The sequence below is a fragment of the Aquimarina sp. MMG015 genome (assembly GCF_018100855.1).
In the GTDB taxonomy this organism is placed as follows: Bacteria; Bacteroidota; Bacteroidia; order Flavobacteriales; family Flavobacteriaceae; genus Aquimarina; species Aquimarina latercula.
Genome location: NZ_JAGJEB010000009.1, coordinates 55,540 through 75,180 on the forward strand (window position 1 = coordinate 55,540; position 19,641 = coordinate 75,180).

At 29.8% G+C, this 19,641-nt stretch carries 23 protein-coding genes; 17 read left to right on the plus strand and 6 right to left on the minus strand.

The window, feature by feature from the left end; genetic code table 11:
* Nucleotides 1-30 precede the first annotated feature (30 nt).
* The 3 genes from J8L88_RS17050 to J8L88_RS17060 all read left to right on the plus strand — a co-directional run bounded on the left by J8L88_RS17050 (nt 31) and on the right by J8L88_RS17060 (nt 2,397).
* Nucleotides 31-462: a VOC family protein gene (locus tag J8L88_RS17050; protein ID WP_027391854.1), complete on the plus strand. Its 432-nt coding sequence runs from the start codon at nt 31-33 to the stop codon at nt 460-462.
* Nucleotides 463-540: 78 nt separating this feature from the next.
* Nucleotides 541-1,215, plus strand: a complete 675-nt coding sequence (locus J8L88_RS17055) for a VOC family protein (RefSeq protein ID WP_211061376.1) — start codon at nt 541-543, stop codon at nt 1,213-1,215.
* A 144-nt stretch (nt 1,216-1,359) separates the two neighbouring features.
* A complete protein-coding gene (locus J8L88_RS17060; protein ID WP_211061377.1) occupies nt 1,360-2,397 on the plus strand; it encodes a hypothetical protein in 1,038 nt (345 codons plus the stop codon).
* Nucleotides 2,398-2,410: 13 nt separating this feature from the next.
* Here the strand turns inward: J8L88_RS17060 and J8L88_RS17065 are convergent, their stop codons facing one another.
* Nucleotides 2,411-3,067, minus strand: coding sequence for a class I SAM-dependent methyltransferase (locus J8L88_RS17065; RefSeq protein ID WP_211061378.1), 657 nt, complete (start codon nt 3,065-3,067; stop codon nt 2,411-2,413).
* 245 nt (nt 3,068-3,312) lie between these two features.
* Between J8L88_RS17065 and J8L88_RS17070 the strand changes: the two genes are divergently transcribed.
* The 5 genes from J8L88_RS17070 (at nt 3,313) to J8L88_RS17090 (ending at nt 6,490) form a co-directional block, all read left to right on the plus strand.
* A complete protein-coding gene (locus J8L88_RS17070; protein ID WP_211061379.1) occupies nt 3,313-3,666 on the plus strand; it encodes a hypothetical protein in 354 nt (117 codons plus the stop codon).
* 34 nt (nt 3,667-3,700) lie between these two features.
* Nucleotides 3,701-4,171: a YHS domain-containing (seleno)protein gene (locus J8L88_RS17075; RefSeq protein WP_035084482.1), complete on the plus strand. Its 471-nt coding sequence runs from the start codon at nt 3,701-3,703 to the stop codon at nt 4,169-4,171.
* A gap of 28 nt (nt 4,172-4,199) precedes the next feature.
* Nucleotides 4,200-4,553 (plus strand): hypothetical protein, encoded by a 354-nt coding sequence (locus J8L88_RS17080; RefSeq protein ID WP_027391859.1) that lies wholly within the window; start codon nt 4,200-4,202, stop codon nt 4,551-4,553.
* Nucleotides 4,554-4,793: 240 nt separating this feature from the next.
* On the plus strand, nt 4,794-5,843 hold the full coding sequence (locus J8L88_RS17085) for an AraC family transcriptional regulator (RefSeq protein ID WP_211061380.1): 1,050 nt from the start codon (nt 4,794-4,796) through the stop codon (nt 5,841-5,843).
* Nucleotides 5,844-5,980: 137 nt separating this feature from the next.
* Complete coding sequence (locus J8L88_RS17090; RefSeq protein WP_051335973.1) at nt 5,981-6,490, plus strand: DUF2306 domain-containing protein; 510 nt, start codon at nt 5,981-5,983, stop codon at nt 6,488-6,490.
* Nucleotides 6,491-6,531: 41 nt separating this feature from the next.
* Here J8L88_RS17090 and J8L88_RS17095 read toward each other — a convergent pair whose 3' ends face one another.
* Complete coding sequence (locus J8L88_RS17095; RefSeq protein ID WP_027391861.1) at nt 6,532-7,050, minus strand: fasciclin domain-containing protein; 519 nt, start codon at nt 7,048-7,050, stop codon at nt 6,532-6,534.
* A gap of 121 nt (nt 7,051-7,171) precedes the next feature.
* Here J8L88_RS17095 and J8L88_RS17100 point away from each other — a divergent pair, with 121 nt between their 5' ends.
* The 8 genes from J8L88_RS17100 (at nt 7,172) to J8L88_RS17135 (ending at nt 14,601) form a co-directional block, all read left to right on the plus strand.
* The gene (locus tag J8L88_RS17100; RefSeq protein WP_027391862.1) at nt 7,172-7,726 is read left to right on the plus strand and encodes an RNA polymerase sigma factor; all 555 of its coding nucleotides are present in this window, start codon (nt 7,172-7,174) and stop codon (nt 7,724-7,726) included.
* Nucleotides 7,726-8,511, plus strand: coding sequence for an anti-sigma factor (locus J8L88_RS17105; protein WP_211061381.1), 786 nt, complete (start codon nt 7,726-7,728; stop codon nt 8,509-8,511). Before J8L88_RS17100 ends, J8L88_RS17105 begins: the two co-directional genes overlap by 1 nt.
* Nucleotides 8,512-8,539: 28 nt before the next feature.
* Nucleotides 8,540-9,082, plus strand: a complete 543-nt coding sequence (locus J8L88_RS17110) for a DUF4287 domain-containing protein (protein ID WP_118385709.1) — start codon at nt 8,540-8,542, stop codon at nt 9,080-9,082.
* Between the two features lie 172 nt (nt 9,083-9,254).
* Nucleotides 9,255-9,653, plus strand: a complete 399-nt coding sequence (locus J8L88_RS17115) for a heme-binding protein (protein WP_027391867.1) — start codon at nt 9,255-9,257, stop codon at nt 9,651-9,653.
* A 92-nt stretch (nt 9,654-9,745) separates the two neighbouring features.
* The gene (locus J8L88_RS17120; protein WP_211061382.1) at nt 9,746-10,387 is read left to right on the plus strand and encodes a spermidine synthase; all 642 of its coding nucleotides are present in this window, start codon (nt 9,746-9,748) and stop codon (nt 10,385-10,387) included.
* 32 nt (nt 10,388-10,419) lie between these two features.
* On the plus strand, nt 10,420-11,355 hold the full coding sequence (locus J8L88_RS17125) for a threonine/serine dehydratase (RefSeq protein ID WP_211061383.1): 936 nt from the start codon (nt 10,420-10,422) through the stop codon (nt 11,353-11,355).
* 151 nt (nt 11,356-11,506) lie between these two features.
* Nucleotides 11,507-11,866 carry a BlaI/MecI/CopY family transcriptional regulator gene (locus J8L88_RS17130; protein WP_027391870.1) on the plus strand — a complete coding sequence of 120 codons (360 nt, stop codon included), beginning with the start codon at nt 11,507-11,509 and terminating at the stop codon, nt 11,864-11,866.
* On the plus strand, nt 11,866-14,601 hold the full coding sequence (locus tag J8L88_RS17135; RefSeq protein ID WP_211061384.1) for a M56 family metallopeptidase: 2,736 nt from the start codon (nt 11,866-11,868) through the stop codon (nt 14,599-14,601). Before J8L88_RS17130 ends, J8L88_RS17135 begins: the two co-directional genes overlap by 1 nt.
* A 156-nt stretch (nt 14,602-14,757) precedes the next feature.
* Here J8L88_RS17135 and J8L88_RS17140 read toward each other — a convergent pair whose 3' ends face one another.
* The 4 genes from J8L88_RS17140 to J8L88_RS17155 are packed head-to-tail and all read right to left on the minus strand — an operon-like array spanning nt 14,758 to nt 18,225.
* The gene (locus J8L88_RS17140) at nt 14,758-15,666 is read right to left on the minus strand and encodes a hypothetical protein (protein WP_211061385.1); all 909 of its coding nucleotides are present in this window, start codon (nt 15,664-15,666) and stop codon (nt 14,758-14,760) included.
* A gap of 29 nt (nt 15,667-15,695) precedes the next feature.
* The gene (locus J8L88_RS17145; protein ID WP_211061386.1) at nt 15,696-16,163 is read right to left on the minus strand and encodes a hypothetical protein; all 468 of its coding nucleotides are present in this window, start codon (nt 16,161-16,163) and stop codon (nt 15,696-15,698) included.
* 21 nt (nt 16,164-16,184) lie between these two features.
* Nucleotides 16,185-17,240, minus strand: coding sequence for an alpha/beta hydrolase-fold protein (locus tag J8L88_RS17150; RefSeq protein WP_211061387.1), 1,056 nt, complete (start codon nt 17,238-17,240; stop codon nt 16,185-16,187).
* A gap of 46 nt (nt 17,241-17,286) precedes the next feature.
* Complete coding sequence (locus tag J8L88_RS17155) at nt 17,287-18,225, minus strand: DUF4440 domain-containing protein (protein WP_211061388.1); 939 nt, start codon at nt 18,223-18,225, stop codon at nt 17,287-17,289.
* A 247-nt stretch (nt 18,226-18,472) separates the two neighbouring features.
* Between J8L88_RS17155 and J8L88_RS17160 the strand changes: the two genes are divergently transcribed.
* The gene (locus J8L88_RS17160; protein WP_211061389.1) at nt 18,473-19,633 is read left to right on the plus strand and encodes a sensor histidine kinase; all 1,161 of its coding nucleotides are present in this window, start codon (nt 18,473-18,475) and stop codon (nt 19,631-19,633) included.
* Nucleotides 19,634-19,641 lie beyond the last annotated feature (8 nt).

Consider the following 19,641-nt stretch of genomic DNA (forward strand, 5'->3'; position numbering starts at 1 on the left):
CAAAAAATTGGAAAGTAATAGACTTGAAAAATGGTAAGAAAAAATAATGAAATAACCCTCGATTTTTTAGATCACGTAGCCATTAGAGTAAAAGATTTGAAAATCTCAAGTGAATGGTATCAAAAAGTATTAGGATTAAAAGAATACAAACCACCTGAATGGGGTGAATTTCCCATTTTTCTGCTTTCCGGAAAATCTGGAATTGCATTGTTTCCGGCTGATTTAGATGATTCTAAACTTAATTTAAATTCTAAAAATGTAAAAATTGACCATTTTGCCTTTAATGTTACAAAAGAAAATTTTGAAAAAGCTAAAGAACGATATACAGAATTAAATTTAGACTTCAACATTCAGGATCATCACTATTTTCATTCAATTTATACAAAAGACCCAGATGGACATAAGGTCGAATTGACGACCATTGTTGTCAATGAGAATGAATTCTATTCCAAATTCAAATAAAAAACCGTGACTAATAAAGATTAATATACTTTTGTCTTTTACCCAAAATAGTACAAGTAATTAGTAAATGGACCAAAAATGAAAATTCAAAAATTAAAGTTATATACAAATAAACTAGATTTAGAAAAACAATTTTATTCAAATACTTTAGGATTTGAAATACTTGAAAGCACAGTAAACCACTTTACATTAAAAATTGGATGGAGTGAATTAACTTTCGAAAAAGCTGAAAAGGATTATAAGTACCATTATTGTTTTTTAATCCCATCCAACAAACTAAATCAAGCAATAAAATGGATGGAAAAAAGGGTTCCCATTTTAGACTTAGAAGACGGAAGAAAGACGCAGAGATTTGAAAGCTGGAATGCTGATTCATTTTACTTCAATGATGCTAGTGGAAATATTGCTGAATTTATCGTAAGACATGAACTGAAAAACGCTATTGATTCTGATTTTAAAATTTCGGATGTATTATGTGTAAATGAAATTGGAATGCCTACAAGTGATGTGAAAAAAATGAATAATCAACTTCAAGAAAAGTTTGGAACAAAATTTTGGAAAGGTGATCCTCTAAGATTTGGAACAAATGGTTCGCAAGAAGGATTATTTTTACTACCAAACTATAACTTAAAAGATTTTTGGTTTCCTACTTCCATTAAAATTAAACCAGAACCATTTAGTGTTACAATAAATAATAATGATCAAACATTCTATCTAGAATATAAGAATGAAGAAATAAAAAAGTACTCCTAAAAAAACAACTATCAATTAATATAGCTTTTATTAATTGGCCCAATATTTTGAGTTATTAACTTCATTGTTAGCTAAGTATTCACACAAAAAACGTGTATATTTAATTATTAGTTCTACATACTGTTAGTAATTAAATTACAACACATGAATAGAACTTTAAACCTTCAGAAAAGTCTAGCCATTTTAGGGATTCCTGTATTGATTATTGTTGTTATGATACTTCTAACAAAATCGTCCATCTTTACAAAAAACTCCAACAGTTTATCTATTGCAATTACATTTGATTTATTATTAACCGTTCCCTTTATATATTTTCTGCAAATTAGAAAAACCAACATTCCGAAAATTACTATTCTTTCATTTGTGATTATCGGTATGGTAGTTTGCACAATCATAATTCCTTCCAACAATCAATATTATTTGGATCTTTTTAAGGCTTGGATATTTCCTGTTTTAGAACTTTCTATAGTATCATATGTGATATACAAGTTGACTAGGTTTATAAAGCGTTATAAAGTAAATAAAAATGGATCTGTAGACTTTTTTACTGTTCTAAAGGATACTTGTAGGGAGATACTTCCTAAAGCCGCTGTAATACCTGTAGTCACAGAAATTGCTGTTTTTTATTATGGTTTTATTTATTGGAAAAAAAGAAACCTCAGTAAAAATGAGTTCTCTTATCATAAAAACAGTGGAACAATATCTTTATTAATTGCTCTTATAGTTATTATTGGGATAGAAACAGTTGTATTTCATATTCTTCTTGCAAAATGGAATCTCGCTGCAGCTTGGATTTTAACTTTTCTTAGTATATATTCTGGTATTCAGATTATTGGTTTTATCAAATCGATGTATAAAAGACCTATTTCTATCGAAAATAATAAATTATTCCTTCGATATGGAATTATGAATGAGACTATTATTGAGTTATGTAATATTGATAGCATAGAAATCTCATCAAAAGATATTGAATTAGACAAAATTACCAGAAAACTATCATTTTTAGGAGCGTTAGAAAATCATAATATGATTATAAGACTAAAAGAAGAAAACACCTTAATTGGGCTTTATGGAATTAAACGTACTTACAAAAATTTAGCAATACATATTGATGACAAAAATGAATTTAAAAATCGAATAATTAGTGTTTCTAATCGATTAAAACTAGATGCAACTTTATAATATAATACACGATCTAAAAAACTTCATAAATTGTTGTTTTTATAAGTCCTTTACCATCTGCTGTATTAATTGATAGTAACTCTTTTTCTTTTTTTATTTTAAAATTAAAAGGTGGTGCTAATAAATTTATTCCGCTTTGCTTTTTTAATCTGATTCCTTGCCCAGAAATCACATCTGTATTTGGATTAAAAATACCTTTTGGTATATGCTCTGTAAGAATAACATACTTAAAATCATATAGCTTATTCACTACTTGTTTTACTTCCTTATTTGACAAATGTTGTAATACTTGCCGTACTATCAAACAATCTGCAGAAGGTAAATCATCGACCGCAGCATCTAGACAATGAAACTCTAAATTTTGTTGCTTAAATTTTTCTTTATTGTACGCTATTAGTTCTTCTACTATATCTATTGCAATATATTTCTTACTGTATTCAACCAATTGCTTCCCTATATTAAAGTCACCACAACCAATATCACATACGATCAATGGTGTCTTAAACGACGTTAGAAATGATATTATAGCATCTATATAAGGAAGTACAATCTTAGGGTTATGAGATCCATCGCCAGAATAAAAATCAAATTCTGTACCTCCCCAAAGTTTCTTTTCATAAACCTGAGCCATTGCATCTTTTGTTGGCCAAGGAGTTTTCTTTTTATTCATATCTGTTTTTCTATTCGTCTTTAAAAACTGCTCCTGCAAACTATTAAAGGGATTCTCTTCTAAAAATAAAAATATAATATCGAAACAAACTTACAAATTATGAAGTATAACAACCTCTTAAATTGTTTGATCATTATTATAATGACAGCTTCAAAAAAGTACAATTAGTAGTCTTTTTTTTGTAGCATCAAAACCTTCATTCTACTTCATCTTTGCATTGTATTAATCATTAAATAAACAAAAAAATGAATATTAAAGACCAAGTACAAAAAATGGATGCAATCGTAGCACAAGGTGCTATTGTTGACGCTGTAAAAGATTTTTTTGCAGATAATGCAGTAACTGCTGATTACCGTAATAGTGGAACAAATGGAAAACCTGAAATGGTAAAAAAAATGGAAGGTTTTGCTAATGCTATAGCTAAGGTTAATGGAATTACACATCATCATACCATTGTTGATAAGAATATTTCTGCTTCTGAATTCACTTTTGATTTTGATATGAAAGATGGCAGTAAAATATACTGGCACGAAATTATACGTCGAATTTGGAATGACCAAGGAAAGGTTACTCAAGAAACATATTTTAACGCAGAATAATTAACATCAATAATAACATTTAAATAAAAACATTATGAAACTTATAAAATCATCATTAATAATAATCGCACTAATTTTTACCGCTAATTTATCTGCACAAGATAAAAAAGCCAATAACGTAGACAATAGCAATATAGCATTACAAGGATATAGCCCAGTATCTTACCTAGATCTAGGTTTAGCGCAGAGAGGAAATAAACAATATAAGTCAGAACATCAAAAAATCATTTATTATTTCACCTCATCAGATCAAAAACAAGCTTTTGATAACAACCCTGCCAAATATCTACCACAATATGGAGGATTCTGTGCATTCGGTTCGTATGCAGGTGCAAAATTTAGAGTTGATCCAACAAAGTTTATTGTTAAAGACAGTAAGTATTATCTATTCTTAAATAACGTAGAACTAGATGCCAAACAATTATGGTTAGCTGAAAATAATCATAATAAATTAAAAAGTACCGCTGATAAAAACTGGAGTAAACTAAGTAAAACTCACAATTAATTTTTCCATCACCTCAAATTTAAAAATCATGAAATTTGTAACCAAAAGAATACACGCATTTTTAGATTATCCTGTTGCGATTATATTAATATTACTACCATACATACTTGGTTTAGGAAGTTCCAATCCAATGGCGCTATATGTTTCTGTAGCAACTGGGGTTGCAGCTTTTATATTGACCTTATTAACAGATCATAGTTTAGGAGTATATCGTATTGTACCATATAAAGTTCATTTAATTGTAGATTTTTTAGTAGCAATTGTATTTATTATCGTTCCTTTTATTTTATCATTCCAAGGAATAGATGCTTACTACTATTGGATAAATGGTGCAATGGTTCTTATAGTAGTAAGCCTACATAAACCAGAAATATCTGTCTGATATATAAATATTTGATCAAATAGATTACAGTAATAACATTAATGAGTAATAACCGTTTGAATCCTAATTTAAGCGGTTATTTCTTTTATATACTATAATTAAAAAAGCTATCATTAATATCTTGAATGATTCATTCTAAAACTTCTTACACTTTTATTATCTTGCTTTTGAATAATAAATTTCTTGTTAATCTTGCGGGATCCACTATAAAGGATCCAAAAAGTGTATATTGTAAATTGAATGCATCACGTCGAAAAATTTTCACCAGAACTTAATAAAGTATACTTTATAGAAAAACATACGTTAATCCACATTTTATCGGGTAACGGGAGTATTCAGGTTGATTTTAAAAATTATTTAGACTGGCAAGAAAAAGCCATTTTTTTAGAAAAAGGACAATACATCAAGTTTCTTTCAGACAATTTCACCGTCAGAAGAATTGAATTCTCGAACAAAGAGAAATTTTATAATACCGAAGTTCGAGTATTATTTAAACATCTAATATCTTTAGGGTATATTGATTTATTAGAATGTGACGAATGTAATAACTTTTTATCAGAATCAACGTTAACAGATAATTCCTCTAATATTATAGATATTTCTTCAAAACAATGGTACTGGCAAAACCCTTTTAAAGCAAACAAAGAAGAATATCAGATTATTTTTGATATTAAAGATATTATTGATGAAGAATATTCTAATAATTTAACCAGTAGCGATCTAGTAAATCTTATTAATGATAATGGATATAATGCCCAAGCACTTATTAAAAATAAAGTAGGATTGTCAATTAAAAATTTAGTTAGCTCTAAAAGATTACAGGAAAGCCAAAAACAAATTGCTTTTACTGATAAGAATATTCAGGAAATCTCTTATGATTTAGGGTTTAAGGATGATGCTTATTTTAATCGTGTTTTTAAAAATTCAACTGGACAAACGCCTAAACAGTTTCGAGAAAACTTCGATTTTGAAAAACGAGATACATTTACCCAAAATATTCTAGAACTTTTACAAAAATATCATACTCAAGAAAGAGCTCTAGAATTTTATGCTGATAAAATGAATCTATCTATTAAAGCGCTTTCTAGTAAAGTTAAATCTAAAATGAATATCACTTTAGGCCAATTAATCAGATTAGAACTTATCAATACTGCAAAATTTATGCTCATTGAAGGGGAATCTATTTCTGAGATATCTAGAACCTTAGGTTTTGAAGAACCTAACCATTTTACTCGGTTTTTTAAACATCATCTAGGTATTTCACCAACGGATTTTAAATCAAATGTTTAAATAAAAAATCCTAGCCAATATCCTGTTTACAAAATGTATCCGATTTGTAACAATTCAGCCAAAACATATAACAATTCGGTAATTATAATTACTTTCATACTACGTATCGCAGTAGCTTTCGCATAAATTAATATATTATGTTTTTAAGCGCTATAGGTATTGTTCATTTCGCCTCATCAATAATTTCATTATTATTTGGAACTCTAGCTTTAATCAAACCTAAAGGCACCAAAAATCATAAGAGAATTGGTTATATCTATACCATTGCTATGAGCGTTTTACTGGCAACTTCTTTTATGATATATCGATTACACGGAACATTTGGTGTACTACATTGGTTCGCAGTAATTAGCAGCATCACTTTATTATTAGGAATTATACCAATGTTCATAAAAAAGCCAACAAATTATTTACAACTACATCTTAGTTTTATGTATTGGAGTGTGATAGGATTGTACTGTGCATTTTTTGCCGAAGTACTTACGAGAATACCATTTATGCTAAAGGTTAATAGCAACATAATCCCTATTTTTTATTCATTAGTAGGAATTGCTGCAGCAGTAGTTAGTATAATAGGTTCAATTTATTTTAGAAAATATAAAGAATCTTGGATGAGTCTTATAGAAGATTCTACAACTAAAAAATAAACGCTGTATTTCTACAGCGCTTACAAATGATACAATGACTTTTATTTTGGCATTACAACATCACCAATTACATGAATCACTCCGTTAGAAGCCATTACATCAGTTTTTACAATTTGGCTATAATTACCATTTTGGTCTTTTAGCCATATTTTCCCATCCTTTTTCAGAACTTTTAATTTCGCACCATTCAGAGTAGTTAGTTCCGCTTTTCCACCGCCACTTTTCAATGCTTTTACTACAGCTCCAGCATCAATTTTACCTGATACTACGTGATATGTAAGAATTGAAGTTAACTTTGCTTTATTAGCTGGTTCTAATAAAGAATTTAAAGTTTTAGAATCAATCTTTGCAAAAGCATCATTCGTGGGAGCAAACACTGTAAATGGGCCATCGCCTTTTAATGCTCCTACTAAATCTGCTGCTTTTACCGCTGTAACCAATGTAGAGAAATCATCTACCGAAGCTGCCACATCTACAATATCTTTTTTTGATTGTGCAAACATCGATTGAGATACTACGAATAAGAAAAGAGTCGAGGTAATAAAAATTAGTTTTTTCATGATTTTATTTTTTAATAATTAAACAATGTTAAACGCGCTTTTCATTATCATATACACAAGTTTGTTTCGTTTGGATGAGTTTGGATGAGATTTTTTTTAAATTTGAAGAAGTCAATAATAAATGAAAGACGATTTAGAGCTCATAAAAAGATTACAGAATCAAGACACAAAAGCGTTGTCTAAGGTCTATGATCTATACTCTGGAGCGATTTATGGCGTAATTTTAAGAATGTGTAAAAATGAACCTTTAGCACAAGAATTATTACAAGAAACATTTATGAAAATTTGGCAAAAAGCAACTACTTATGATTCAGAAAAAGGAAAGTTTTTTACATGGTCCTACCGAATAGCTAGGAACCTTACGTTAAATTCTTTAAGAAAAACAGAAACCCTCATCCAAAATGAGGATTTAAGTGTATATAAAGATAGAAGTACTTCTGAAGAAGAAATAGATACAAAAGGGATAGTAGGTTCTTTAAAGAAATTAGAACCTCATCATCAAAAAGCTTTAGAACTTGTATACTTTAATGGACTCACTCATAGAGAAGCTCATGAAGAGATGAATGTACCATTAGGAACATTCAAATCGTATATAAAACAAGCTCTTAAGAAATTGCGTGAATCTTACAAAGAAGAACTTATTATCGTATGGATTATTATTGAACTGATGAGATGATGGATAGGAATACAATAAAAAATACAGGAATACTAGAACAATATCTATTAGGTGAGCTTTCGGAGAAGGAATCTATAGAAGTAGAAAATATTCTAAAAGAGGATGATGAGTTGCGTGAATACTTTAGCAAAATGGAAGATGATATGGAGCAAATAGCTTTAGAAAATGCCATCTCCCCTCCCACTCATTTAAAAACAGCACTATTTAATACGATAGAAAAAGCTACTATACATTCTGATGAAAAAGTAATTCCATTACAAAAAACAAAAAGAACATCTTATAATTTTGCAGTTGCGGCAAGTTTAGCTACACTATTTTTATTGAGTTCTAGTTGGTTATATAATCAATGGAAAGAGACAGAACAGACTATAGTGGATTTACAACAAGAAACAGATAATTTACGAACCAAATTGGTAAATATAGAAGGAGATTTAAAGGAAACGAATGATTGGTATCGAGCGATTAATAAACCCGATGTAGTTCAATTGGTTTTAAAAGGAAATGAAAAATCACCTAATTCTGCTGCTGTTGCTTATGTTAATCATCAAAACAAAGAAGTTATATTAAACACTCAAGGACTTTCTAAGCTAAAGAACAATAATACTTATCAAATGTGGGCGGATGTAGATGGAGAAATGATAGATATGGGGGTTATTTCTTCTGATGCTGAAATGATAAAAATGAAATACATAGAAAATGCTGAATCATTAAACATCACTATTGAACCAGCTGGTGGAAACGATCATCCTACGGTAGAACAGCTTATTTCTAATGTGATTTTATGATAAACCATTTTTGAAACTTTAGTATCCTATGGACAAAGCACTACAAACCATGATAAGTAACATGCCTGAAAAAACAGGTAAATCATTAGATGAATGGAAAAAAATTCTACAAGAAAAATCTTTCGCTAAACACGGAGAAGCTATGAAGTTTTTGAAGGGTGAACATGGAGTTACACACGGTTTTGCTAATACCATTATTGCGCTATCTAAAGAATCAAACGAAACTCCGGATGACTTAGTTACGAATCAGTATAAAGGAAAAGAAACTTTATTACCAATCTATCAAAAACTATTAGCTGTAGTTAATTCTTTTGGTACTGATGTCATAAATACTCCTAAAAAAACAAGTGTGAGTATTATCAGAAAAAAACAATTCGCACTTATTAAGCCAGCAACTAAAACAAGAATAGATCTTGGTTTAAAATTAAAAGACGTACCAACAACAGATCGATTACTAAATTCTGGTCCTTTTGGAACAATGTGTACTCATAGAGTTCAATTAACAACTGTAGATCAAATAGACTCAGAACTTACAGAATGGCTAAAAGAAGCTTATAAAAAGGCTGAATAACAACCAAGCATTTAATGTTATTTAATATAAACAACTATCTATCAATACATTACCATATAGTATACAATCATCAATAAAACTTTATATTTTATTTATGAGGTAATTCAAATGTTCAGGACAGTTTTATCAAGATATTGCTGTCAAATTAGAACACTCATAAAATAAAATTTAAATGAACATTACATTAGATCAAGCAGAAAAAATAATTAATGCTGCAAAAGCAAAATCAATTGCGCTAAACACTAAAATGAATATTTCTGTTGTTGATGCTGGAGCAAATCTAGTTGCTTTTGCACGCATGGATGGCGCATGGTTAGGATCTCTAGATATATCATTAAAAAAAGCTAAAACAGCGCGATTTTTTGATATGAATACAGGTGTTATTGGAGAGTTATCACAACCAGGAGGCGCTTTATATAATATAGAACATTCTAATGGAGGTTTAATAACCTTTCCCGGTGGAATACCTATAAAAAACGAAAAAGATGAAATTATTGGTGCAATCGGAGTAAGCGGTAGTACTGTAGAAAATGATCACGCGGTAGCAGAAGCTGGAGCTTCAGCTCTATAATTTTTTATAAAAAGGTGTAGATTATCTAAAAACAAAACTTATATAATCTACACCTTCTAATTTCATTCTTAGGCATTACTAATAGTATAAATATGAAAAAAATAGTTAGCTATATCTGGCCGCTTACCCGAAAAATCTCATCTAAGATCAACGGAACATTGGAGATTACCTGGATGAATGGTAAAAAAGTTTTGGATAGTGAAATGGCTAATTATTCCTACGGTTCATTGCAGCGTATTTTAGATTATGGTTTATCTAAGATATACTTTGATAGTAAAGCAAACATCCTGTTGTTAGGAATGGGGGGAGGAAGTGTCATAGAGACATTAAAAAAGAAGTATAATCATAGAGGACATATTACCGCTGTAGAAATTGATCCAGTTATAATCAAACTAGCAGGAGATGAATTCGATATTATTCAAAGTAATAATTTATCTATTATATCTGACGATGCAGCTAATTTTATTAAAAATTGTAAAAGTTCTTTTGACCTTATCGTTATAGATATTTTTATTGATTTAGAAGTACCGGACAAATTCTATACAATTGAATTCTGGCGTTCTCTCATAAAACAGTTGAAATCAAAAGGAAATATCCTTTTTAACGCCGGAATCCAGTTAGAAAATGATACCGATATACAATCAATAATACGAACATACTCTAAAGAGATTGAATTTCAGTTACATGATAATGTTCACGGAACAAATACTCTTTTAATCGGAAGGAAAAAATAGTATCTTCGTTTGAGATATTTATTTCGTCCTTCATGAATGCAAAAAGCCTTAGCACTACTGCTCAAACGATAGCATCCTATATCCATAGAACTCCCGTATTGACATCTAGACTTATCAACCAAATATCTGGTGCGGATCTTTATTTTAAGTGCGAAAACTTTCAGAGAATGGGAGCTTTTAAAATGAGAGGTGCTACTCATGCTATTCTTAAATTATCAGAGGAACAAAAATCAAAAGGTGTTGTTACTCATTCTTCCGGTAATTTTGCACAAGCACTATCTCTATCCGCTCAAATTTTAGGTGTTAAAGCCTATATCGTGATGCCATCTAATGCTCCACAAGTAAAAAAGGACGCGGTTAAGGATTATGGAGGAGAAATCATAGAATGTCCTCCTACCCATAAAGATCGAGAAGAAACCGCAAATAAAATTCAAAAAGAAAAAGGAGCTACATTTTTACATCCATATAATGATCATAATGTTATATTAGGACAAGGGACTGCTGCATTAGAATTATTAGAAGATTACCCAGATTTAACATATATATTTGCTCCTGTTGGTGGTGGTGGATTAATTGCAGGAACGTCATTAGCTGCTCATTATTTTGGAAAAAATTGTACCGTAGTTGGAGGAGAACCTTTTGAAGTTGATGATGCATACCGTGCATTACAAAGTGGTACTTTAGAAATTAATGAAACAACTAATACTTCTGCTGATGGACTTAAGATGCCTCTAGGTGATCTTACTTTTCCAATTCTACAACAATACGTTTCAGAAATTATACGAGTAGATGAAGAAGAAATTATAAGTGCTATGCGTCTTATCTGGGAACGTATGAAAATCATAATAGAACCTTCTTGCGCTGTTCCTTTAGCAGCTTTACTTAAAGAAAAAGAACGTTTTAAACATCAAAAAATAGGAATTATTCTATCCGGTGGAAATGTAGACCTTAGTAATCTTCCTTTCTAAAACCATTTTAATACTTATTTAACAAAGCCTAAAAAGGCCTTATCTGTAAAGGCCTTAGCAACAATACTCCTAATAAATTAGTTAAACTACTAATAGATTAGTTGTAAAACTAATTTATTAGGAGTATGTTTGTTCTATCAAATTGAAAATCATGCAAAAGTTAGCTAAACGAGAAGAACAGATTATGCAGAGTTTATGGAAACTCAAGAAAGCTTTTATTAAAGAGATTATTGAAGAGCTACCAGATCCGAAGCCTCATTATAATACCACTGCTACTATCGTGAAAATTTTAGAAGAGAAAGGTTTTATTAGTCATAAGGCATTTGGTAATAGTTTTCAATACTATCCTTTAATTTCAAAAAATGATTATCAAAAAGATGTTTTGGGAGAAGTTGTCAATAATTACTTCGATAACTCACCTTTAGCATTGGTTAAATTCTTTGCTAAAGAAGAAAAAATAAATACTGAAGAGTTAGAAGAAATTATTAAACTCATTAAAAGCAAGAAATAATGGCGTATATCATCTACAGTTCAGCACTTATAGGTTTGTCATATTTGATATATAGATTATTCCTATCTAAAGAGACTTTTTATCACCTAAACAGAGGAGTATTACTTAGCTTGATGGTGATCTCATTTTCCATACCTTTTATCTCGGTACCAGAAAATATATCTTTTAGAACGGCCTTATTTCAGAAAGAAATTATCGAAAATCCGGTACCTAACTTGGTTGAAACTAATGTTTATAACAATGAAGACTCAGTAAGCTTTTCTGAGAATACAACTACCATTACTGCTACTGAATCAATAAACCCTTCTATTATTTCTTTGGATTGGAAATCAATAATTCTCTATATCTATATTTTAGGTGTAATGGCGTTTGGAGTTAATTTTTTAATTCAATTGATTGTATTAGTATACAGAATGATAAAGTTTCCTACTATCGAAGTTGATGCATACAAAATTGTAGAAACGGATACTAATCATGCACCCTACTCTTTTTGGAATAGGATATTTATCAATCCAAATCAATACAATCCAGATACATATTTGCAAATACTAAAACATGAACAATTACATATTTCCGGAAAACATAGTTTAGATATGTTATTAGTAGAATTATTAGTTACTATACAATGGTTTAATCCATTTGCCTGGTTATATCGTAAGGCCATTGACAATAATCTAGAATATCTTACGGATCACGGTATGCTTATTAAAGGGGAGAATAAAGAAGTATATCAAATGAATTTATTAAAAGTATCAACCCCAGATATGCCTACAGGTTTGGCAACAAGTTACAATCAATCATTTCTCAAAAAACGAATCATTATGATGAATTCCAAAAAATCAACAGCAAAATCAGGATGGAAATACCTAATCATTATTCCATTACTGGCAGTAACCGTATTATCATTTAATCCGGTCAGTATTAACACATCAATCGACGAATCTATTTCTAATGAATTAGAAACCCCAAGTGATGAACATTTTAAAGAGTCCAAGTTTAAAAATGACTTTACCAAAGGAGCCTGGGATGCAGAAGAAGGAGGCGGTAAACTCTGTATTATGTATAGAAATGCAGAACCTCTAAAAAGAAGTTATTGGTCTATAACGCGTTGTTACGATCCTTCATTTTTTGCCGATTTCCCATCGGGTAACAAACAAAAATTCGAAATTACACGAGATGCAGGAACTATGGTATTTAGTGGTCAATACGAAAATGGGATTGGAGATGGAAAATATACTTTTACACCCAATACAAGTTTTAGCAGCGCATTATCTAAACAAGGATTTAAGGTAGATAATGAAGAGCTTGTACATTGTTTTCTTACTGATTTTGACAATGCTTATTTGGCTTATCTAAAACAAGAAAACCTTTCTCTAGATCAAGATGATTTTGAAGATATCATACACAAAGGACTTTCTTTGGAAAAATTAAAAATGTATAGAAAAGAATTATCCAAATTAGGATATACAGATTATACTATGAATGAGATAAGTAAATTAAACTTATTTGATGTAGATGTTGCCTATATAAAATTCATTAACAACGTTAATGGTCAACAAGCTACATTAAAAGAAATTACGAAAGCTAAAATTCATAATCTATCTCCAGATTTTATTAAATCTTATAATGACAATGGATATAAAAAGATGTCATTAAATGACTATATGAGACTAAAGATTCATAATGTATCTCCTGATTTTATTGCCGATTTTAAAAAAGAAGGATACACAAATATTTCAGCAAAGGAGGCACAGAACCTGAAGATCCACAATGTGACTCCACAATATGTGCAAGCTTATAAAAACGTTGGATACAAAAACATTACTCTAAAAGAGGCTAAAAACCTAAAAATACATAATGTAACACCAGCATTTATAAGCAGTTTTAAAACATCGGGGTATCCAAATATCACATTAAAAGAAGCTAGAAATCTTAAAATACATAATGTAACACCAGACCTTATAAAATCTTATAAAAAAGCAGGGCAAACCAATCTTTCCTTAAAAGAAGCCATTAAATTAAAAATTCATGGAATTTCTCCTGAACAAGCAAAAGCTGCTCAACAAAACGGAAAATCAAGTTCTTCTACAAGTAGTTCGGGAAAAGGATATCAAGAAATTAAACAAAACCCTAATGACTTTATAAAACAATTTAAGGCACTTGGTTATGAAAACGCTTCCGTAGATGATATCATTTCACTTAAAATTCATAAGGTGACTCCAGAGTTTATAAAAAAATATCACGCCGCGGGGTATAAAAACATTCCTTTAGATAAAGTTGTAGGTTTAAAAATTCATAATGTGACTCCAGAATTCATTAATACCTTTAAAAAAGCTGGATATCAGAATATTTCTATAGATGAAGCAATGTCATTAAAAATACATAATGTATCGCCAGATGTTGCTAAAGAGTATAAAAATATTGGATATAGTAATTTAGATATTGACGATTTGATGTCTTTAAAGATTCACAATATTTCTCCTGAATATATTAAAGAATTTAAAAAAACTAAGTTTGGTAATCTTCCTTTAGATGATATTATGTCTTTCAAAATACATAATGTAACTCCAGAGTTTATAAAAACATTTGAAGATATAGGTTATAAGAATATCACAGCTGATCAAGCGCAAAGTTTAAGAATTCATGGAGTAACTCCAGAGTTTGTAAAATCATTAAAGGAACAGGACAATGATGTCTCTCTTGATCAAGCAATCAGAATAAAAATTCATTTTTAAATGAATATTGTCAAGAACTAATCTATCATTTATACATTCATCAATCATAGAAAATGCTGTTACTAATAGTCTGTAACAGCATTTTTAATTAATCTTAAACGATTAGGCAGACATTCTAAATCATCAGATATAATCAAAATCTATATAGAACTTAGATTATTTGTGTATATGTAATCCTATTTGCCTATGTATTCTGAGTGAATTGTCTTTTTCTCTTCTCCAATATGAGATCCCAGATCCTGTGGTAATACCTGAAAATCCTGGCACCGTCCAATCTACATAAAACCCTCCATATTTGATATATCCATTTTCTACTTTATCATATGCATACGTCATAATTTCAAGGGAATCAATTTTTGCGGGATTCTGATAATATGCTTTATAATGATCTAACAAAACAGCTTTTCCAGTTTTAATGGTATCGGCGAATGGCAAATACATTGTATCGTCGGTATATGAATCTGCTGTTTTTTCAGGAATTCTAGCAATTACATTACTTTTTCCCAAAGTTGTATAGGCCATCAATTCTCTTGGTATCTCAATAGTTTTTAGTACAGATGTACTTGCTTCGGGAACCAAAAATACTTTAGGATCATCAATATGCTCTAAATAGCCTAATGCTTCTGCGCGTATCATTAGTTTTCCATTTACCATCTTTTTCCAAACATTAAAATACTTTCCTTTTAATTTTTTCGAGTTTTCAAAAACCTTGGTAAACAAACCTATTTCTATAATTCTATTAGAAAATTCTATAACATCAATCGTTTCCCTATGATATTCTTTAATATTCTGTCTCGCAAATATAGTGTCATAGTATATTTTAATATTATCACTATGAACTATTAATGGATTGTAATCCGTAAATAACAAAGATTCTTGATCATACAAATCATGTATCGCTTCAAAAGAACTTGTCTTTATTGCTGTACTAATTCTTTCATTATACTCTTGCAAAAGATCTTCCACCCTTTCTGATTCTTGTAATTCATCAATCTTATTATTCTTTGAGTTTTTACAAGCCAATAACGTTGCTAATACAATAGTTAGGACTATGAAATTTTTCATGTTTTGTTTTTTTAAATTCTAAATCTAGTTTAAGAAGTCATATTAAAAATCACTTTCCAAATTTTTAAAGAATCGTTTTTTATCCTTCTAAAAACAAATAAGTTTTTAGTACTAAAAGTATTCGATGTTTCGGTATTTGCTGGATAGAAAGTTCCAGTTACTTTGCCCTGCATCACTACTATTTCTTGATAAGAGTGTATCTCTGTTATTTCGTGTTTCATATCAGCAAAACCAAATTCTTTTTCTTTATCAATATGTGCTATCAATGCCATTTTATCCGTAATTAAAGGCTGATTTGGAGCCATAAGAACGAGATCATCTACCCAAATTCCCATTTTATTTTCTGTAGAAATAGTATGATCATCTAATATTTCTAAAATAGTCTTCACGGATTTTTGATCTTTTTCTACAGAAAAATTTTGTTTTTCTTTTTGATCATCACACCCAATTCCTAAAACCATAATCATCAGCACTATAGTTAAGTTTTTTATCCGCATAAGTATTAATTTAGAGGTTCATTAAAAGGATAAATGTTTGTTTAAAAATGGTAAAACTCTTGTGGCTAAGCGCCCTTCATCTCCCCAATACTTATTCCAAGGATCTCCCACAAATTCTTCACCCATATGATCTACTCCCAAATCCATCATTTTTTTACTAAACCTACGATTAGAAATTACATGTGCTTGTGTTTGATCAAATCTTGCCCAATCAAATGCAATTGCGGTAAGATTTCTTAAATTATCTGCATAATCATCCAGTCTTTCATCAAGATGAAATTCTCTTTGCTCTTTTCTTATATTTTTTGGATGAAGTTGCAAAACGTTATTTTCATCTTTTTCAAATAGAAAATCACAATATAAAGGTGATCTATTTGGATTAGGAAGAAATGCCTGACATACACTGGTAAAAATCTTAGTCCTAATATCATCACCTACTTCTTCATATGATCGTGCTACTAATACTTTATCCCAATCAACACCTAAAGAAACTCTTGGCAAATACCCAGAACCAGTAGCTACTGGATGCAACGCATAAACAATATTGAAAATTTCTGGATATGCCATAGCAACTTTTAATGCTCCTCTTCCACCCATAAAATGACCGATTACCGCTCTACTATTTTTATCAGAAATCGTTCGATACTTCCTATCTATAAAAGGAACTAATTCTTCCGTAATAAAATCTAACCAAAAACCGCTTGTGCTAGAGTTTTCAAACAAACTCCCAACAGTTGGCGAAGAGAAATCAGGTATTACCAAAATAAACTTGTTAGATTTATTTTTTATAATATTTTTATCAATGATTTCTGGAGTTTTATGATCAGAAACCACTTGATTTGGATTTTCAAATAAACTATGGAAATAATAGACTACTGGATATTTATTTTTTGATGATGAATAACCTGGCGGAAGGTAAATTTTAATGTTTCTATTGGTATTTAATCCTATTTTATTTTTAGTTAGAATTCTAGATTCTATAGTATCATCTATAATACTACCCTTTATTTTATATTGTGCAGAAGTAGTATGAATACACAAGAATATTAGAAAAAATGATATTGATATTTTCTTCAAAAAAGTAATATACATATTAGAGTTCTTTATGGATTCGTTTATTCGATTAATAGTTATAATCATACGTTGATATCTGTCTTACAATTTTTAAGGTCCCATTAGGTGCTCTTTGCCATATCTTTATTCCCTTACCAGTGCTAATACCAGAATGTTCATTATTTCTCCAATTAGCTATATGACTCGCATAATTCACTACATAACCCCCTAAGTCATTTATGTAGTTGTTTCTTATATCTAGTTTCTCGAAAATCGGAAGTTCTACAACGTGATCTTTAATAAACTTATCTAATGTGGGCTTATCTTTAAATACTGGTTTATAGCTAAAAAAAGCGATCACATCATCGGCATATAACTGCGTCCATAATGTATGATCTCTATGCGCTATAAATTCTTCTGTAAAATGATTAATACTTGCTATTTCAAATCTAATGTTACTATTTATCGGAAGATGCTCCTGATAGGCCAAAACAGTACCTGGAATATCATCAAACTTTAATTGTTCAGTAATATCTGTATGATGATTATAATTCCATATTTCTGAAAGTAAGGAAATGTTATTTTCTTGTTTTCTCCATATGTTCATATATTTTCCATTAAGTTCTTCGACTGCGGCTCCATTTTTTAATCGAATTTTCATAGTAAACTCACCTAATACGGAGATTTGAGATCCTAAATCCAGCGCTTCAATATTCTTTCTTTTATACTCGATAATATCAAATCGATCAAAGAATGCTTTGTAATATCGCATTGCATTTTCTTTTCCTATAAGTGTTTTTTGAAAAGCAGGCATTAGATAAATATCATCAGAATAGTATCCTTCTATTATTTCTGGCGTAGCGGTTATCATTGCTTTATTACTATCCTCAATAAATCTATTTAGAGAAATATTAATATCATTCTCACACACCATTTTAGTCTGAGCTATTATCGTTAAGGTATGTAGTAAAAAAAATACCCAAAATAGTCCATCTCTAATTTGTCTCATAAAATATTTAGTTTTAGTGGTTTCAACTAAAATATTCTGAAAACAAACATGATAACGTTCGAAATTGACAAAATCAGTATAAGTATTGATCTATAACAAAAATGATGTATCTGCTAGCATGAAAGGACACAAAACGAGATCAATACACTTTCATCAATAATTTGAACACTTTCGTCAATAAATTAGAACCTCAACTCATCTTTAAGAACTATTTTCTTATTTTAATAGATTGTAAATGATATCATTTATGTCTATAAAATTAGATACTATAAAAAACTCTAAAGTACTTATTGGTTTATATCATTATAAAGTACATCACCTTGTGTTTTGGTTTGTTTATCACTATATGTGGTGGGCAATCGGTATTGGAAGTGCTAAAGAAGCTGCTTACAACATTTTTTTTTCGCCATATAATGTGAAATTTTTATTCTATTTTATTTTTCAAGCGGCAGCTGTATACTTTAACTTGTATTATTTGATACCAAAATTTTTAGAGAAAAGAAAATACTTCATATACCTCTCCTTTTTTAGTTTGACTATACTAATTACTGTATTAATCATTACTTCTGGTTATTTTGTTGCGGCTTATGTTTCTGATACTACTCTTACTGAATTATTTGGCGAGCAAACCTTTATTTCTCTTTTAAAATCAGGTCCTTTATCTTCTACACTAGCTAGTATGACACTAGCAATGAGTATTAAGCTGACTAAAAATTGGATTAAATCTCAACAACAGCAACAGTTATTAGAAAAAGAAAAAATAGAAACAGAGCTTAAATTTTTGAAATCTCAATTTAATCCACATTTCTTATTCAATACTATTAATTCCATTTTTGTTTTGATCCATAAAAACCCAGATATGGCTTCAGAATCATTAGCAAGCTTTTCAGACCTTATGCGGTATCAGTTATATGAATGTAATGAAACAAAAATCCCTTTAGAAAAAGAGATTAATTATCTTCATAATTTTATTAACCTTGGAAAACTTCGTCTTGACCAAACAGTACAAGTGACTACTGCTATCAAAGATCAGATGTACGATGATTGCTCTATAGCACCTTTTATTTTAATGCCTTTCGTAGAAAATGCTTTTAAACATGTTTCTCAAGGTGTGGATCAAAAAAACTGGATTGATATAAAACTTCATAATACAGAAAATAAAATCATATTTGAAATAACAAACTCTATTAATTCCTATGATAATTATACCACGGAAGATCTAATGAAAAACAATGGAATTGGATTAAAAAATGTACAAAGAAGATTAGATTTAATTTATAAAGATCAATATGATCTCTATACCAAAAAAACCGACGAATTATATCGAGTAGCACTTAAATTAAAGTTGAATCCACACTCTGTCACTTCTGAAGGTATAATTACACCTATTGCGACATTACAATCTTAAAAAGATAA

Excerpts from the sequence above, each read along its gene's own strand:
- J8L88_RS17085 (WP_211061380.1), top strand. The coding sequence starts at position 4,794 with ATGCATCACGTCGAAAAATTTTCACCAGAACTTAATAAAGTATACTTT.
- J8L88_RS17075 (WP_035084482.1), top strand. The coding sequence starts at position 3,701 with ATGAAACTTATAAAATCATCATTAATAATAATCGCACTAATTTTTACC.
- J8L88_RS17140 (WP_211061385.1), bottom strand. The coding sequence starts at position 15,666 with ATGAAAAATTTCATAGTCCTAACTATTGTATTAGCAACGTTATTGGCT.
- J8L88_RS17055 (WP_211061376.1), top strand. The coding sequence starts at position 541 with ATGAAAATTCAAAAATTAAAGTTATATACAAATAAACTAGATTTAGAA.
- J8L88_RS17120 (WP_211061382.1), top strand. The coding sequence starts at position 9,746 with ATGAAAAAAATAGTTAGCTATATCTGGCCGCTTACCCGAAAAATCTCA.
- J8L88_RS17060 (WP_211061377.1), top strand. The coding sequence starts at position 1,360 with ATGAATAGAACTTTAAACCTTCAGAAAAGTCTAGCCATTTTAGGGATT.
- J8L88_RS17050 (WP_027391854.1), top strand. The coding sequence starts at position 31 with ATGGTAAGAAAAAATAATGAAATAACCCTCGATTTTTTAGATCACGTA.
- J8L88_RS17095 (WP_027391861.1), bottom strand. The coding sequence starts at position 7,050 with ATGAAAAAACTAATTTTTATTACCTCGACTCTTTTCTTATTCGTAGTA.
- J8L88_RS17070 (WP_211061379.1), top strand. The coding sequence starts at position 3,313 with ATGAATATTAAAGACCAAGTACAAAAAATGGATGCAATCGTAGCACAA.
- J8L88_RS17090 (WP_051335973.1), top strand. The coding sequence starts at position 5,981 with ATGTTTTTAAGCGCTATAGGTATTGTTCATTTCGCCTCATCAATAATT.
- J8L88_RS17110 (WP_118385709.1), top strand. The coding sequence starts at position 8,540 with ATGGACAAAGCACTACAAACCATGATAAGTAACATGCCTGAAAAAACA.
- J8L88_RS17145 (WP_211061386.1), bottom strand. The coding sequence starts at position 16,163 with ATGCGGATAAAAAACTTAACTATAGTGCTGATGATTATGGTTTTAGGA.
- J8L88_RS17105 (WP_211061381.1), top strand. The coding sequence starts at position 7,726 with ATGGATAGGAATACAATAAAAAATACAGGAATACTAGAACAATATCTA.
- J8L88_RS17125 (WP_211061383.1), top strand. The coding sequence starts at position 10,420 with ATGAATGCAAAAAGCCTTAGCACTACTGCTCAAACGATAGCATCCTAT.
- J8L88_RS17155 (WP_211061388.1), bottom strand. The coding sequence starts at position 18,225 with ATGAGACAAATTAGAGATGGACTATTTTGGGTATTTTTTTTACTACAT.
- J8L88_RS17135 (WP_211061384.1), top strand. The coding sequence starts at position 11,866 with ATGGCGTATATCATCTACAGTTCAGCACTTATAGGTTTGTCATATTTG.
- J8L88_RS17100 (WP_027391862.1), top strand. The coding sequence starts at position 7,172 with ATGAAAGACGATTTAGAGCTCATAAAAAGATTACAGAATCAAGACACA.
- J8L88_RS17115 (WP_027391867.1), top strand. The coding sequence starts at position 9,255 with ATGAACATTACATTAGATCAAGCAGAAAAAATAATTAATGCTGCAAAA.
- J8L88_RS17160 (WP_211061389.1), top strand. The coding sequence starts at position 18,473 with ATGTCTATAAAATTAGATACTATAAAAAACTCTAAAGTACTTATTGGT.
- J8L88_RS17065 (WP_211061378.1), bottom strand. The coding sequence starts at position 3,067 with ATGAATAAAAAGAAAACTCCTTGGCCAACAAAAGATGCAATGGCTCAG.
- J8L88_RS17080 (WP_027391859.1), top strand. The coding sequence starts at position 4,200 with ATGAAATTTGTAACCAAAAGAATACACGCATTTTTAGATTATCCTGTT.
- J8L88_RS17130 (WP_027391870.1), top strand. The coding sequence starts at position 11,507 with ATGCAAAAGTTAGCTAAACGAGAAGAACAGATTATGCAGAGTTTATGG.